The 15,728-nt window shown below is 62.5% G+C and carries 12 protein-coding genes; 10 read left to right on the plus strand and 2 right to left on the minus strand.

The features are described from left to right. Nucleotides 1–121: 121 nt before the first annotated feature. Nucleotides 122–1,294 carry a pyridoxal phosphate-dependent aminotransferase gene (locus NLY42_RS20255; protein ID WP_023725769.1) on the plus strand — a complete coding sequence of 391 codons (1,173 nt, stop codon included), beginning with the start codon at nt 122–124 and terminating at the stop codon, nt 1,292–1,294. Beyond that, nucleotides 1,281–2,210, plus strand: a complete 930-nt coding sequence (locus NLY42_RS20260; RefSeq protein WP_023753291.1) for a glutaminase — start codon at nt 1,281–1,283, stop codon at nt 2,208–2,210. The genes NLY42_RS20255 and NLY42_RS20260 overlap by 14 nt, the downstream gene beginning before the upstream one ends. A gap of 93 nt (nt 2,211–2,303) precedes the next feature. On the opposite strand, the gene NLY42_RS20265 is transcribed toward NLY42_RS20260, so the two are convergent. After that, entirely contained in the window at nt 2,304–5,219 is a 2,916-nt protein-coding gene (locus NLY42_RS20265; protein ID WP_023756361.1) for a ribonuclease E/G, read from the minus strand. Between the two features lie 647 nt (nt 5,220–5,866). Between NLY42_RS20265 and NLY42_RS20270 the strand changes: the two genes are divergently transcribed. The 5 genes from NLY42_RS20270 to NLY42_RS20290 all read left to right on the plus strand — a co-directional run bounded on the left by NLY42_RS20270 (nt 5,867) and on the right by NLY42_RS20290 (nt 12,270). After that, nucleotides 5,867–7,126 carry an N-acetylmuramoyl-L-alanine amidase gene (locus NLY42_RS20270; protein ID WP_023753290.1) on the plus strand — a complete coding sequence of 420 codons (1,260 nt, stop codon included), beginning with the start codon at nt 5,867–5,869 and terminating at the stop codon, nt 7,124–7,126. Between the two features lie 213 nt (nt 7,127–7,339). Further along, nucleotides 7,340–9,796 (plus strand): penicillin-binding protein 1A, encoded by a 2,457-nt coding sequence (locus tag NLY42_RS20275; protein WP_023695364.1) that lies wholly within the window; start codon nt 7,340–7,342, stop codon nt 9,794–9,796. A 130-nt stretch (nt 9,797–9,926) separates the two neighbouring features. Continuing rightward, nucleotides 9,927–11,058, plus strand: a protein-coding gene (prfB, locus tag NLY42_RS20280) for a peptide chain release factor 2 (RefSeq protein WP_155922402.1) whose coding sequence is annotated in 2 segments (ribosomal slippage) — nt 9,927–9,992 and nt 9,994–11,058 — 1,131 coding nt in all. Because the reading frame shifts where the segments join, the coding sequence is not laid out codon by codon here. Between the two features lie 106 nt (nt 11,059–11,164). Then, nucleotides 11,165–11,584 (plus strand): GFA family protein, encoded by a 420-nt coding sequence (locus NLY42_RS20285; protein ID WP_023753289.1) that lies wholly within the window; start codon nt 11,165–11,167, stop codon nt 11,582–11,584. A gap of 287 nt (nt 11,585–11,871) precedes the next feature. After that, nucleotides 11,872–12,270 carry a hypothetical protein gene (locus NLY42_RS20290; RefSeq protein WP_023753288.1) on the plus strand — a complete coding sequence of 133 codons (399 nt, stop codon included), beginning with the start codon at nt 11,872–11,874 and terminating at the stop codon, nt 12,268–12,270. Between the two features lie 54 nt (nt 12,271–12,324). On the opposite strand, the gene NLY42_RS20295 is transcribed toward NLY42_RS20290, so the two are convergent. After that, a complete protein-coding gene (locus NLY42_RS20295) occupies nt 12,325–13,194 on the minus strand; it encodes an NmrA/HSCARG family protein (RefSeq protein ID WP_023667473.1) in 870 nt (289 codons plus the stop codon). Between the two features lie 103 nt (nt 13,195–13,297). On the opposite strand from NLY42_RS20295, the gene NLY42_RS20300 reads away from it, so the two are divergent. The 3 genes from NLY42_RS20300 to NLY42_RS20310 all read left to right on the plus strand — a co-directional run bounded on the left by NLY42_RS20300 (nt 13,298) and on the right by NLY42_RS20310 (nt 15,506). Continuing rightward, nucleotides 13,298–14,188 carry a LysR family transcriptional regulator gene (locus NLY42_RS20300; RefSeq protein ID WP_023741411.1) on the plus strand — a complete coding sequence of 297 codons (891 nt, stop codon included), beginning with the start codon at nt 13,298–13,300 and terminating at the stop codon, nt 14,186–14,188. A 147-nt stretch (nt 14,189–14,335) separates the two neighbouring features. Further along, nucleotides 14,336–14,704, plus strand: a complete 369-nt coding sequence (locus NLY42_RS20305) for a GFA family protein (protein ID WP_023667471.1) — start codon at nt 14,336–14,338, stop codon at nt 14,702–14,704. A gap of 151 nt (nt 14,705–14,855) precedes the next feature. Next, nucleotides 14,856–15,506 carry a YiaD family glycine zipper/OmpA-like lipoprotein gene (locus NLY42_RS20310; RefSeq protein WP_023667470.1) on the plus strand — a complete coding sequence of 217 codons (651 nt, stop codon included), beginning with the start codon at nt 14,856–14,858 and terminating at the stop codon, nt 15,504–15,506. Nucleotides 15,507–15,728: the final 222 nt, after the last annotated feature.

Consider the following 15,728-nt stretch of genomic DNA (forward strand, 5'->3'; position numbering starts at 1 on the left):
GCGAACGATGAAAAGTCACGGCACCGAAACTAGGCGAACTTGTGATCCTCACATCAATCGGGCATTTGTGCGGCGCTGCCGCCGGTTGATGGCTTCGAGCGGCGGGCCGGACGGAGGTCAAATGGTAGTTTCGCTGTCGCGCCGCGGTGAAGTCGAGCCGTTTCACGCCATGGACATTCTGGCCGAAGCCAACCGGCTGAAGGCGACGGGCGTGCCTGTCGTGTCCATGGCCGTCGGCCAGCCATCCGATCCGGCGCCCGTGGGCGTGAGGGAAGCAGCCGCAAATGCGCTGAGGATCGGACGCATCGGCTATACCGACACGCTCGGTCTGGCGGATCTGCGTAAGGCGATCGCGACGCATTGTGGCGACCATTACGGGATCGATGTCGCGCCGAACCGGATCGCCGTGACCACGGGATCGTCGGCCGCCTTCAATCTGGCATTCCTGGCGATGTTCGATCCCGGCGACCGCGTCGCCATCGCAGCACCCGGCTATCCGGCCTACCGCAACATCATGGCCGCGCTCGGTATCCAGATCGTCGAGATCGAGCTCGGCAGCGACGCCTATCTTCATGCCGAACATTTGAAATCGGCGCACCGGGAAAAACCGCTGAAGGGCGTGTTGTTCGCCAGCCCGGCCAATCCGACAGGTGCGGTCATTCCCGTCGACGAGTTGTCGGCACTGGTGAGGACAGCCGAAGAACTCGGCATCGCGGTGATATCGGACGAAATTTATCACCGGCTGGCCTATGCCGCGCCCGACACCACGGCGCTGGCCCATGGCTCAGGCGTGACGGTGATCAATTCCTTCTCGAAATATTATTGCATGACCGGATGGCGCATCGGCTGGATGGTGCTGCCGGAAGCTCTGGTGAGGCCGATCGAGCGCATCGCCCAGAGCCTCTACATCTCGCCGCCGGAACTGTCGCAGATCGCGGCGATCGAAGCCTTCAAGGCGACGCAAGAGCTGGAAGCGGTAAAGGCGCGCTACGCCTGGAACCGCGAGCTGTTGATGCGGCGCCTGCCGGAACTCGGATTTCCCTTGGCGGCGCCGATGGACGGCGCCTTCTACGCTTTCTGCGATGTTACCCGGCATACCAATGACAGCATGGCCTTTGCGCGCAAGATGCTGGCCGGGGCGCATGTGGCGGCGACGCCCGGCCGCGATTTCGATCCACTTCAGGGCCACCGCACGATGCGCTTTTCCTATGCCGGCAGCCATGACGACATGGTCGAGGCGATGGCGCGCATCGAGCGCTGGCTGAAAAGCGGGGACGAGCATGCCGGATCTTGAACAAGTGCTGGCCGATGTCGCCGCCGAGATGGCCGAGCGCACCGATCGCGGTGACGTCGCCACCTACATTCCGCAGCTCGGCAAGGTCGATCCGAAGAAATTCGGCATTGCCGCCGTGACCAATGACGGCCGCGTGCTGGTCGCCGGCGACGCCGACCAGGCGTTTTCGATCCAGTCCATCTCCAAGGTGTTTACGCTTACGTTGGCGCTCGGCAATGTCGGCGACGCGCTGTGGCAGCGTGTCGGACGCGAGCCGTCGGGCAATCCGTTCAACTCGATCGTGCAACTCGAGCATGAGAACGGCATTCCGCGCAATCCGTTCATCAATGCCGGCGCCATCGTCGTGTCCGACATACTGCTTGCCGGCCACCAGCCGCGCGAGGCGATCGGCGAAATCCTGCGCTTCATCCAGTTCCTTGCCGATGACGAAACCATCATCATCGACCGCGAGGTCGCGGCATCCGAACGCGCCACCGGCTATCGCAACTTCGCGCTTGCCAACTACATGAAATCCTTCGGCAATCTCAACCATGCACCCGAGCTGTCGCTGGGCGTGTACTTCCACCATTGCGCGATCGCCATGAGCTGCCGGCAATTGGCGCTGGCCGGCCGCTTCCTCGCCAATGGCGGCAGAAACCCGGCAACCGGGCACTCCGTGGTGTCTGCCGAGCGGGCGCGGCGCATCGGCGCCATGATGCTGACCTGCGGCCACTATGACGGCTCCGGCGATTTCGCCTTCCGTGTCGGCATTCCGGGAAAAAGCGGCGTCGGCGGGGGCATATTGGGGATCGTGCCGGGTGTTGCTTCGCTCGCCGTATGGTCGCCGGGCTTGAACGCCAACGGCAATTCCAAGTTGGGGTCGATCGCCTTGGAAAAACTGGCCAGGATGATGAACTGGTCGATTTTCGCCCCCTGACGCCTTCCATCATTCGCGCATGAAAAAATCCCGCGCCGTGGTTTGAATGGCGCGGGATTTTTGTCAGGAACCTATCTTAATCGGCTGAATAGCTTAGAAAAAGCCCTTCCGCTGCCACCAGCCGGCGCGCTTCGGCTTTTCCTCGGCCTTTGCCTCGTCGGCAACGCTGGAGGAAACCACCGGCACCGCGGAGGTATCCGCGGCCACGGCTTTGCGCCGTGACGGGCGAGCCTTGGCGGGCTCGTCGTCGACGGTCGTTTCCGTGGCGGCATCGGCCGCAGCGGGGGCGGCAGCTTCGACGGCAGCTTCCGGTGCAGCCTCGGCCGCCGTCTCATCGGCGACTTCCACCACAGCCTTCTTTGCCCTTGAAGCGCGCTTCTTCTTCGGCTTTTCGGCTGGAGCGTCGTCGTTCGCCGCGGCGGGAGCCGCCGCTTCTTCAACCGCTACGGCTGCTACGGGCTCGCTTGCGGCCGTTCCGACTTCAGCGGCCTCGGCCACCGAGGCGGTTTCGCCGGCTTCGGTCTCCGTGCCGTCTTCGCGACGATTGCGCTTGCCGCCGCGCTTGCCGCGACGGCGCTTCTTGCCCTGGGCGTCATCTGATGCTTCCACCGTTTCGACGGCGCCAACCTGGGCTTCGTCTTGCTGTGTTGCATCGTCATCGCCTGGTTCAGCGGCAAAGTCGTCGCTTGCCGCCGAAACCGAAGCACCTTCGGCGCCATGCTCGCGATCGCCATGTTCGCGTTCGCGATCCTTGCCGCCGCGCCGCCTGCGGCGCTTGCGACGCTTGCGGTCGCGGCCTTCGCCGTCCTCAGCCGATCTCGGCTGCTGCTGCGATTGCGGCTGCGCCTGGCGCGGCTGCTCGGCCTGTACCACAACCTCGTCGTCTTCCTCCTCGATGACGATCTCGTCCTCGGGCTCTTCCGGCTCGACATAGGCCGGGAAGGTTCGCGCTTCGACAAAGCCTTCCGGCTTTTCGGCAATGGCGCCGCGGAAGATCGCGTAGTGCTGCACACCGACCGTATCATCGGCCTCGACGGTGATGGTCAGGCCAAAGCGGCTTTCGAGTTCCACCAGCGTGCCGCGCTTGTGGTTGAGCACATAGAGAGCGGTCGCCGCCGGGGTCCGCACCGTGATGTGGCTGCGCGAATCCTTGAGCAGGAATTCCTCGATCGCCCGCACCACCATCAGCGCCACCGACGAATCGGAGCGCACATGGCCGGTGCCGCCGCAATGAGGGCACGGCTTCATGGTTGATTCCAGCACGCTGGCGCGGATGCGCTGGCGCGACATCTCCATCAGGCCGAAATGCGAGATGCGGCCGACTTGGATGCGGGCTCGGTCGTTCTTGAGGTGATCCTTCAGCCGCTTCTCGACGGAGCGGTTGTTGCGGTTCTCCTCCATGTCGATGAAGTCGATGACGATCAGGCCGGCGAGATCGCGCAGCCTTAATTGCCTGGCGACTTCTTCCGCCGCTTCAAGGTTGGTGTGGAGAGCGGTGTCCTCGATCGAGTGCTCCTTGGTGGAGCGGCCCGAATTGACGTCGATGGCGACCAGCGCCTCGGTCTGGTTGATGATGATGTAGCCGCCGCTCTTCAGCGTCACCTGCGGCTGCAGCATGCGGTCGAGCTGCGCCTCGATCCCGTTGCGCACGAAGATCGGCGTCGTGTCGCGGAACGGCTGAACCACCTTGGCGTGGCTCGGCATCAGCATGCGCATGAAATCCTTGGCCTCGCGGTAGCCTTCCTCGCCGGAGACAAGAATCTCGTCGATATCCTTGTTGTAGAGGTCGCGCACCGAGCGCTTGATCAGGCTGCCTTCCTCATAGACGAGGGCAGGGGCGGTGGATTGCAGCGTCAGATTGCGGACGTTTTCCCAAAGCCGCATCAGATATTCGTAGTCGCGCTTGATTTCCGCCTTGGTGCGGCTTTCGCCGGCGGTGCGCAGGATGACGCCCATGCCCTGCGGCACTTCGAGATCGGCAACGACCTCCTTGAGGCGCTTGCGGTCGACCGCACTGGTGATCTTGCGCGAAATGCCGCCGCCGCGTGCGGTGTTGGGCATCAGCACGGAATAGCGGCCGGCAAGCGACAGATAGGTGGTGAGTGCAGCGCCCTTGTTGCCGCGCTCTTCCTTGACCACCTGCACCAGCAGGATCTGCCGGCGCTTGATGACTTCCTGAATCTTGTACTGGCGGCGCACCGGCTTGCGGCGGCTGCGCACCTCTTCCAGCGCATCCTCGGCGCCTACGGATTCGATCTCGTGGTCGTCCGGATGCGAGGACTGCACCTCTTCCAGCATGCCGCGATCATTGTCCTCGGAGGTGGCTTCGCCACTTGCCTCGCTGGACGACCTTTCGTCACCCGGCTCCGCCGCAGGGACAGCTTCGGAGATCACATCCGCTTCGACGCTTGCCGCGATCGATGTCGGGCCGCCTTCCGACGGTTCGGTCCCGGATGTCTCGGCGTCGGAGGCTTCGCTGTCGCCATGCCCGGCATGATCGTCATGCCCGGCGGTATTGGCCGCGGCATGCTCGGAAGCAGGCGCTTCGGAGACGGCATCGCTGCCGGCATCGCCATGTTCGCCGTTTTCATCATCGGCGCCGGCGTCGCGCTTGTGTTCGCCGCGCTCACGACCCTTGCCGCCGCGCCGGCGGCCGCGCCGGCCGCGATCGCGACTCTGGCGGTCGTCGCCGTCATTGTCCTCGTTCTCCTCGTCCTCGGCTTCCTGCGCTTCGGCGCGCAGCAAAGCCTGACGATCGGCGACCGGGATCTGGTAATAGTCGGGGTGAATTTCACTGAAGGCGAGGAAACCGTGACGGTTGCCGCCATATTCGACAAAGGCTGCCTGGAGGGAAGGTTCGACACGCGTTACGCGGGCGAGATAGATGTTTCCTTTGAGCTGCTTCTTGTCCTGAGATTCAAAGTCGAATTCTTCAATACGGTTACCGCGGATAACGACAACGCGTGTTTCCTCCGGGTGGGAGGCGTCTATCAGCATTTTGTTGGGCATTATTTCGTTTCCTCCCGGCAGCCGTCAGCCGCAGCTTGCGAGGCAAAGCCCGCTGCTGCGTGTCTGGGATGTGGGTGCCGGATGTCTGAATGTCCGCCGGACGCCGCTTGAGCGCCATGGCGGTGCCGCCCGCAGCCACAATGGCGCGGTTTGATGCGGACCTTTCCATGATTGCGCTTGAAGCCATCGTCACCAGCAGAACCTTTTGAACCAAAGCCCGGACGAACCGGACCAGCTTGTTTGCTCATACAGAGCCGGCACGGGAACAAACCCGGCCGTTTTCCTCACGCAGGCGATTCCCCCGCCACGGGCGCACACCTGCGAAATTCGTCGCGATCACCTGAAGCCTTTTCGCTGGAGCGAAAGGAGCCGCCTTTCATCTGACCTGTAGCAGGAAGCTGCGGGAGAAGCGGTTCCAGGATTGCAGTGATCCACCATCGCTTTTATGATTTGACGGGGTGGAAGGCAACCCCGATTTCGGATGCCGGCAAAAAGCAGTGCCGTAACGGAAGCACAGGCCTTAATCCTCAATGAAAAGGCTTGGTTAACCTTCTCTGGATACCAATCGTTAATCGAGTCTGCGGCCTGACCGGCATTTCGACCAACCACGCGGGCGCAAGCGCCAAATCGGGAGCGACTGCAAAGAAATGGGACTGGCGGGCATCACAGACAAGGGCCATGGCCGTGCAGGCCGTTTCCTGCGCGCTGCCGGTGTGCTGTTGCTGCTGGCGCTTTGCCTTGCTTTTGCGCCGGTTTCACGCGCCGCCGATGCGCCACTCGGCGCCACCGCCTACAAGATGGCCGGCGACGCAACCAAGATGCGCATCGTCATCGATTTCGACCGCGAGCCCGACATCAAATGGTTCCTGCTGCGCGGCCCCAACCGGCTGGTCATGGACCTGCCGCGCACCCGATTCGCCATTGGCGCGAAGGAGGCCAAGGCCCGCGGCCTGGTCAAAGCGGTGCGTTATGGCGATCAGGGCGAGGGATCGCGGCTGATCCTGACCGGCAAGGGGCCGTTCTCGGTCGACAAGCTCGAGGTGCTCAAGAACGAGGACGGCGCAGGCTATCGCATCGCCATCGACATGTCGGCAGCCTCCGACCGCGAGTTCGACGAAGCCCTTGCCAACCAGGCGCTGACCACTGGCTCGACCGTCTCCACCGACAAGGGCTCCAGGGTCGGCACAGGGCCGATCTCCAATCCCGGGCATCGCTTCACCATCGTCATCGATCCCGGCCATGGCGGCATCGACGGTGGCGCCGAAGGCCTCAACGGCACCATCGAGAAGAACGTGACGCTGGCCTTCGCCACCGAATTGCGCGACAAACTCGCCGCCGTCGCCAACTACGACGTGTTCATGACGCGCGATACCGACGAGTTCCTGCGGCTCGATGACCGCGTGCGCATCGCCCGGCAGCACGAGGCCGACCTTTTGATCTCGATCCATGCCGACACGATCAGCGTCAAGGGTATCAGAGGCGCCACCGTTTATACCGTCTCCGACAAGGCGTCCGATCCGCAAGCGCAGGCGCTTGCCGACCGTGAAAACCTCTCCGACCAGTTCGCCGGCATGGTGATCAAGGACGACAACAAGGAAGTCACCGACATACTGATCGACCTGATCCGCCGCGAGACGCATAATTTCTCGATGAGCTTTGCCCACACTCTGGTCGGCCAGTTGTCCACCAGCGTTGGCCTGATCAATAATCCGCAGCGTTCGGCCGGCTTCAAAGTGCTGAAAGCGCCCGATGTGCCGTCGGTGCTGGTGGAACTTGGCTATCTCTCCAACGCCAAGGATGAAGCGCAACTGCTCGACGCCGACTGGCGCGGCAAGGCGGCGCAGAGCATCACCAACGCCGTCGCCCTGTTTGCCTCCGCCAAGATGGGAACGGGAACCGGAGGCTGAGATGGTCGCCGCCGCCCACGACCGGAGGCAGCGTTGCACGACGACAACACCAGGCGCTTTTATTTCAGGTGGGGGATGCCTAAACCGGGCACTGCCGTATTTTGCCCACATGGTGGCGACATGGGTTTTCCATCACGGATCGGGACAGTTGCGAAGGCTTGCGCGAAAGGCGGCTTCGTCTAGGAAATTCCCGGACCTCGGACTGGAGCGGGCATGATTCGTCTTATCGGCTATTTCTTTGGTATCGGCACGACGCTGGCGCTTATCGTCGCCGCGGGCGTGGCGATATACATCAGCCATCTGTCGAAAGACCTGCCCGACTACGAGGTGCTGGCCAAGTACGAGCCGCCGGTGACGACCCGCATCCATGCTTCCGACGGCTCGTTGATGGCCGAATATGCGCGCGAACGGCGGCTCTATCTGCCGATCCAGGCGGTTCCGGACCGGGTCAAGGCGGCGTTCCTGTCGGCCGAGGACAAGAATTTCTACAACCATCCCGGCATCGACATCACCGGGCTTGGCCGCGCCATCTACGTCAACCTGCAGAATCTGGGTTCGGGCAGGCGCCAGGTCGGCGCCTCGACCATCACCCAGCAGGTGGCGAAGAACTTCCTCTTGTCCTCGGACCAGACCTACGAGCGCAAGATCAAGGAGATGATCCTGGCCTTCCGCATCGAGCAGGCTTATTCGAAGGACCGCATCCTTGAGCTTTACCTCAACGAAATCTTCTTCGGTTTCGGCGCCTATGGCGTTGCGGGCGCGGCACTGACCTATTTCGACAAGTCGGTCAACGAACTCACGGTCGCGGAAGCCGCCTATCTGGCGTCGCTGCCGAAGGGGCCCAACAACTACCATCCCTTCAAGCATGCCGACCGCGCCATCGAGCGCCGCAACTGGGTCATCGACCAGATGGTCGAGAACGGCTACGTGACGCGCGAGGAAGGCGACAAGGCCAAGGCCGAGCCGCTCGGCGTGACGCCGCGTCGTAACGGCTCCTATCTGTTTGCGGGTGAATATTTCACCGAGGAAGTGCGCCGCCAGATCATCTCGCGCTATGGCGAGAACGCGCTCTATGAGGGCGGCCTTTCGGTGCGCACGACGCTCGATCCGAAGATCCAGCTCATCGCCCGCAAGTCGATGCAGAACGGCTTGCTCAAATATGACACGCTGCGCGGCTATCGCGGACCGGTGACGCATATCGATGCTTCCGGCGACTGGGGCGTGGCGCTGGGCAACGTCAAGGGGCTGGAAGACGTGCCGGAATGGTCGCTTGCCGTCGTGCTCGACAGCTCGGCGACCGGCCTTTCCATCGGCCTGCAGCCGACGCGGCAGATTTCGGGCGATATCGTCAAGGAACGCGTCGAAGGCGCCGTCAGCAAGGAAGACATGAGCTTTGCCATGCGCCATGTGGTCGATGGCAAGACGGTCAAGGCCAAGTCTCCGGCCGATGTACTGCAGCCCGGCGACGTCATCTTCGTGCAGAAGAACGAAGGGTCGGAAGGCGCCTACACGTTGCGCCAGGTGCCGGAAGTGGAGGGCGGCCTGATCGCCATGGATCCACATACCGGCCGCGTGCTGGCCATGGTCGGCGGCTTCTCCTATGCGCAGTCGGAGTTCAACCGCGCCACGCAGGCGATGCGCCAGCCGGGATCGTCCTTCAAGCCGATCGTCTATTCGGCCGCGCTCGACAATGGCTATACGCCGGCCTCGGTTATCATGGACGGACCGATCACCATCCAGAGCGGCAACACGACCTGGACGCCGAAGAACTATGACGGCACGGTGGCCGGCCCCGCGACCTTGCGCTCCGGCATCGAAAAGTCGCGCAATTTGATGACGGTGCGGCTCGCCAACGACATGGGCATGAAGCTGGTGGTGGAGTATGCCGAGAGGTTCGGCGTCTACGACCATCTGGCGCCGTATCTGCCGATGGCGCTGGGCTCCGGCGAGACGACGGTGATGCGCATGGTGTCGGCCTATTCGATCATGGCCAATGGCGGCAAGTCGATCAAACCCTCGCTCATCGACCGCATCCAGGACCGCTACGGCAAGACCGTGTTCAAGCAGGACGAGCGCGGCTGCGAAGGCTGCAACGCGCCCGAATGGAACAACCAGCCCGAACCGGAACTGGTCGACAATTCCGAGCAGGTGCTCGATCCGATGACGGCCTACCAGATCACCTCGATGATGGAAGGCGTGGTCCAGCGCGGCACCGGCGCCACCATCGCCGAGCTTGGCCGCCACATCGCCGGCAAGACCGGAACGACCAATGACGAGAAGGACGCCTGGTTCATCGGCTATACGCCGAACCTCGTCGTCGGCCTTTACATGGGTTACGACACGCCGCGCGGTCTCGGCCATGGCGCCACTGGCGGCGGTCTGGCGGCACCTATCTTCAAGGACTTCATGCGCGTTGCGCTGGACGGCACGCCGAATGTCGACTTCAAGGTGCCGGAAGGCATGAACCTGGTCGCGATCAACCGCAAGACCGGCATGCGTGCCGCGTCGGGCGATCCCGGCACCATCATCGAAGCCTTCAAGCCTGGCACCGGCCCAGCCGACAGCTATTGGGTGATCGGCATGGGCGCCGACGGGTCCAACGGCGCCGGCGGACCGCTATCGCCGCAGGCAACGGAAGCCATCCAGGCACCCGGCGGCGGACTCTACTGACGACCTGATTTTTTACGTCGAATGGGCTGGCTTGTTGAGCCGGCCCATTTCGCTTTACAGGCAGCAATGCCGTGCCTATGTATCGCGCCGACCCAAGCGCCACTTCGAAAACAGGACAGAACAACCAGCCATGCGCGCGGAAACGCAGAATATTGTCGACGAGATCAGGCAGGCGATCACCCTGCTGAGGAGGCATCTTTGACTGGGATCAGGCTATAAAGCGGCTTGAATACCTGAACGTGCGCGCCGAGGATTCCAGCCTCTGGAATGATCCGCTGGAAGCGCAAAAGCTGATGCGCGAGCGCCAAGGCCTCGAAGACGGGATCGCCGGCGTCAAAAGCCTGACTCAGGCGCTGGAAGACAATATCGGCCTGATCGAACTGGGTGAGGAAGAGGGCGACCAGAGCGTGATCGCCGAGGCGGAAGCAGCCCTCCGCTCGATGCAGGGCGAGGCCAAGGCCCGCCAGGTCGAGACGCTGCTGTCGGGCGAGGCCGACGCCAACGACACCTATCTCGAAGTCCATGCCGGCGCCGGCGGCACCGAGAGCCAGGACTGGGCCTCGATGCTTCTGCGCATGTACACGCGCTGGGCCGAGCGTCGCCGTTTCAAGGTCGAAGTGCTGGAAGTCCATGACGGCGAAGAGGCCGGCATCAAGTCCGCCACGCTCCTGATCAAGGGCCACAATGCCTATGGCTGGCTGAAGACCGAGTCGGGCGTTCATCGCCTGGTCCGCATTTCACCCTATGACAGCAATGCGCGCCGCCACACGTCCTTCTCCAGCGTCTGGGTCTACCCGGTCGTCGATGACAGGATCGAGATCGACGTCTCGGAATCCGATGTACGCATCGACACCTACCGCTCATCCGGTTCGGGCGGCCAGCACGTCAACACCACGGACTCGGCGGTTCGCATCACCCATATCGCCACCGGCATCGCGGTTGCCTGCCAGGCCGAACGCTCGCAGCACAAGAACAAGGCGAAGGCCTGGGAAATGCTGCGCTCGCGCCTTTACGAGGAAGAGCTGAAGAAGCGCGAAGCGGTGGCCAATGCCACAGAAGCGTCGAAGAGCGACATCGGCTGGGGTCACCAGATCCGTTCCTATGTGCTGCAGCCCTACCAGTTGGTGAAGGACCTGCGCACCGGCGTCGAGAGCACCAGCCCGTCGAGCGTGCTCGACGGCGACCTCGACGACTTCATGGAAGCCTCGTTGTCGCAGCGCATCGAGGGCGGTGCCGGTGAAGCCGTGGCCGACCTCGACTAGGATATGTTCATATTCAGCTGAGGCCGGCCTGCGAATGGATGATACCTGCGCTTCCGCCACTTTCTTGAATAAGAACATCCCTTGGCGGGGGAGCGAAGGAGGAACCATGACTCGCAGGCTCACCGGCAAATGCTTTTGCGGCACGGTTCAGTATGAAGTGGCGGACGAGTTCGTCTATGCCGCGATCTGCCATTGTTCGAACTGCCGGCGCACCACAGGTTCCGCCTTCAAGCCCTTCGCCGGCATCGAGCGCGAGAAACTTGCCCTTGCCGAAGGGCATCACGGGCTCATCCATTTCGGCGATGACAGCGGCCACGATGCGCATTGCAGCCGCTGCGGCTCGTTGCTGTATTCGCTGGTCCGCGACGGCGCCTATGTCCATGTCGCCATGGGCACGCTGGTCGACGATCCGACGATCCGGCCGACCGCGCACATCTTCGTCGGCTCCAAGGCGCCATGGTTCACCATCGCCGACGACTTGCCGCAATATGAAGGGCATGTGATCGCCGGTCCAGGCGACGTATAGGCTGGAACCACATACGGCCAATCCCGTTGTTTCGTTGCCCGTCTGCCGGGAGTTGAGCCTGGCCTTGGATCTCGTCAGCGGTTGCAGATAGCGGCGCAGATGTGCGGCCTCGCGCAGCAACTTCTTGCGCCGGCCAAGGAATCAGCCCAGCATCCGAGGGCTGGAAGAGAAAAAGCATTTATGGCCGGACGCGGCATATCTGCGACCTGACGATCCGGCCACTGGGAAGACACGTTCCGGGAACGGGCAAGCGAAACGCTTGATGCTCGTTTGAAAGGAACGCTTCCATGTCTGCTGCCACTCTCCGATCGGCCAGAGCCGTTCAACCGGCTGGCCGACTCGTGTTTTCAATGTTCGTGACCCCGATCTTTGCCATCGCGATGCTTGCGATGGCGGTGCTGACCGCACCCGCCTTCGCCCATGACGCCAAGCCCACGGCGGCGAAGCCGCAAGGCTGGAGTTATCCCTTCGCCTGCTGTGCAAACTACGACTGCCGCACCACCCATACCGGCGAGGTGCTGGAAAAGCCGGAGGGCTATGTCATCGCCGGAACGGGGGAGGTCGTGCCGATGAGCGACAAGCGGGTCAAGGACTCACCCGACGGCGATTTCCACTGGTGCGCGCACCAGGCCGGCCTCGACGCAGGCAAGACGATCTGCCTGTTCGTGCCACCGCGTTCCTACTGAGTTCTGTTGGCAGTTCTCATCGGAAGGCCGGCCTTGGTGCTGAAGGCGCTTGCGTCAGACGGAAGCAGCGAGTGCTGAGGCGAAGTCGCGATACGGCCGCAGTGGGCGACCCAGAAGTGCCGTCAGGCGCTCGACGTCGCCGGTCTCGGGCAGCATCCCGTCGGTAAAGAAACGCTCGCCCATCAGGCGCATGTCGTAGGCCATCCAGGCGGGCAGGAACTGCTTGAGATTTTGCTCAAAACCCTCCGTATTGTCGCCGCTGTAGCTGATCGGGCGGGCGAGTACGTCTGACCAGATTGCGGCAATGTCCGTCCCGGTCAGTGTCTGCGGACCGACGAGGTTGATCCTCTCGAACGCAAGCGGCTCCTTGGACCGTTCGCGACGCAGCAGCTCAAGAGCGGCGATCTCGGCGATATCGCGGGCATCGATCATGGCGAGACCCTTGGGGCCGATCGGCATTGGGTAGGTGCCGTAGCCGGTGATGACGTCTTCGACCGTCAGATCGTTCTGGATGAAGTAGGCCGGGCGCAAGATCGTAGCTTTGAAGTCCATCTGTTCGATCATTCGCTCCACGCCGAACTTGCCCGCGAAATGCGGCACGTTCACATAGACGTCAGCGTGGATCACCGAGAGATAGACGATCCGCTCGATGCCGGCCGATCGGGCGACATTCAAGGCGATCAAAGCCTGGGTGAATTCGTCCGGCACCACGGCGTTCAAGAGGAACAGCGTGGAAACGCCAGACATGGCTTTGCGCAGCGAATCGACATCGAGAAAGTCGCCTTGCACGACGGATACGCCTGCCGGAAAACTGGTTTTCGACGGATCGCGCACGAGAGCACGCACATCGGCGCCGCGCTTGGCGAGCTGTTCGACGACTTGGCGGCCGATATTGCCGGTGGCGCCGGTAACGAGAATGGTCATGGAATTTCTCCTGTTGGGTTGCTTGACAGCCCCAATATGTGTGGCTCACAAAGAGCCCAGTAGACGGCAATTTTAGACACGTCGTCTCACTGGTGGGACAGTCATGGATCTTTTAGCCCTTGCCGATTTTAACCTCGTGGCTCGCCATGGCGGCTTCGGCAAAGCGGCAAGGTCCACCGGCCGGCCCAAGGCAACATTGTCCCGGCGCGTTGGCGAATTGGAAAGCAGTCTGGATCTGCGTCTGTTCGAACGGGGTGCGCGTAACCTGAAGCTGACCGAAGAAGGACGGGCGCTCTTCGAGCGGACGGGGGCGTTGCTTGCCGAGCTGGACGAGACGGCATCGGCGATTGCCTCGGGCGGTCAGAGACCCAAGGGCAGATTGCGGATCAGCGCGCCTTTGCATTTTTCGCAGACTGCAATGGGGAGGATCGCTGCGGGATTTGCCCTGAGGTATCCTGAGGTGAGGCTTGAAGTGACCACCGAAGACCGGCATGTCGACATGATCGAGGAAGGCTACGATCTGGTAATCCGGGTCAATCCGGATCCCGATGAAAGCCTGGTCGGACGGGCGTTTCTCCGCGACCGCCTGGTCGTCGTCGCGAGCCCGGACCTTCCTCGCCCGACCGATGGGCTCGCCGCTCCTGGCGTTGCGCGCGGGACAGGCGAGCGGCAAACATGGCAGGTGAAGACACCAGGTGGCCGGGCAACACTTAGAATCGAGCCGATCCTCGCCTTGTCGACACTCATCATGGTCCGCGATGCGGTGCGAGCCGGAATCGGCGCAGGACGGCTTCCCATTTCGTTGGTGGCCCACGACCTGGCTGACGGCACACTGGTGAATTGGGGGGATATCGACGGCCCGGAGATCTCTCTATGGACGCTCTACCCGTCGCGGCGGCTGCTCAGCGCGCGCGTGTCGGCGTTCCTGGATTTTCTGAAACAGGCTTTCCCAAACGGGACGCCGGACGAACTGGCCGCCTATATCGGCAGGTGACCACGATTGGGAGGTGACGACGGGTCCGCTTCGGCCAGAGCGCCGCTCGGCTCGATCGATCAGAGCCTGCTGACAGACAGTTGTCAGGAGCCTTCCTTTATGGTGCCTTGCCGCATGGGTGGCGGGCAACGGAGAGGAAAGCTTTTCATGACCATCAAGGCCAGCTGTCATTGCAAGGCGACGACGTTCGAGGTCTCGCAGGCGCCCGAGACGGTAACACAATGCACCTGCTCGTTCTGCTCCAAGCGCGGTTCGCTGTGGGCTTACTACGTTCCGTCGCAATTCAAGCTCACCAGCTCGCCGGAAAACGTTTCCTTCTATCAATGGGGATCGAAGACCGTCAAACACGGGTTTTGCGCCATTTGCGGCTGCGGCACCTTCACCGAAACGCCGGACTGGTCGACCGGAAAACCGGACTTCGACAATCCCAAGATCTCAGTCAATTCGCGGCTGTTCGACGATTTCGACCTCGACAAGGTCGAGGTGGTCGTCATTGACGGCAAGAACCTCTGGTAGGCCAGCACCAGCCACCGAAGCGGAAGTGTGGCGCGAGCGGGGAGAAGCCGCTTTCGCCGCTCGGTTTTTCGCCGCATTTCATGTTACAAGACCGGAGAAGGGCTTATATGCGCGAGCCGCAAAGGCCGCGCTTTGGAGAGGGACGATCCTTATGAAAAAGACTGTGCTCGTCGCCGTTGCGACGGCTGTGCTGGTGAGTGCCTGCACCACGACCGATCCGTACACCGGGGAGCAGAAGGTTTCGAACACCGCAGCCGGCGCCGGCCTTGGCGCCCTGGCGGGCGCGGGCCTCGGCCTGCTTGCCGGCGGCAATGACCGCCGCAACGCGCTGATCGGCGCCGGTATCGGCGCGCTGGCCGGCGGCGCCATCGGCGCGACCATGGACCAGAACGAGGCTGAACTGCGCCGCCAGCTCGAAGGCACCGGCGTCAGCGTCACCCGCACCGGCGACCAGATCATCCTCAACATGCCGTCCGACATTACTTTCAACGTCGACCAGGATGCGGTGAAGCCTGGCTTCTACCAGGTGCTGAACTCGGTTGCGCTGGTGCTGAAGAAGTTCAAGCAGACCACGGTCGACGTGTTCGGCCACACCGATTCGACCGGCGGCGACGAACACAATTTCGATCTGTCGCAGCGCCGTGCATTGGCGGTCGCCAACTATCTCTCGGGCCAAGGTGTCGATTCGCGCCGCTTCGCCGTCACCGGTTTCGGCAAGACCCGTCCGATCGCGTCCAATGGAACGGCGGCCGGCCGTGCGCAGAACCGGCGCGTCGAGATCCAGCTTTCGCCGCTGACCTGATCAGGTCGGCATCGAAATGCGAAGGCGGCCCCGCAAGGGCCGCTTTCTTTTTGGGCTCCTGCGGTCCGCCAAAAGGTCTAACGCATTAGAGATTTCTAATAAGCCCTTTCCGGAGGCCTTGGAAGGGATTAGCATTGGTGCGGTTCCAGAGGGGATGGGGCGATACAAACGGCCATGCAGTCACTTAGTCGGCCCCGGTCCTGCACGGCCAGATAAGGAAAT

The sequence above is a fragment of the Mesorhizobium sp. C372A genome (genome assembly GCF_030323245.1).
Lineage (GTDB): Bacteria > Pseudomonadota > Alphaproteobacteria > Rhizobiales > Rhizobiaceae > Mesorhizobium.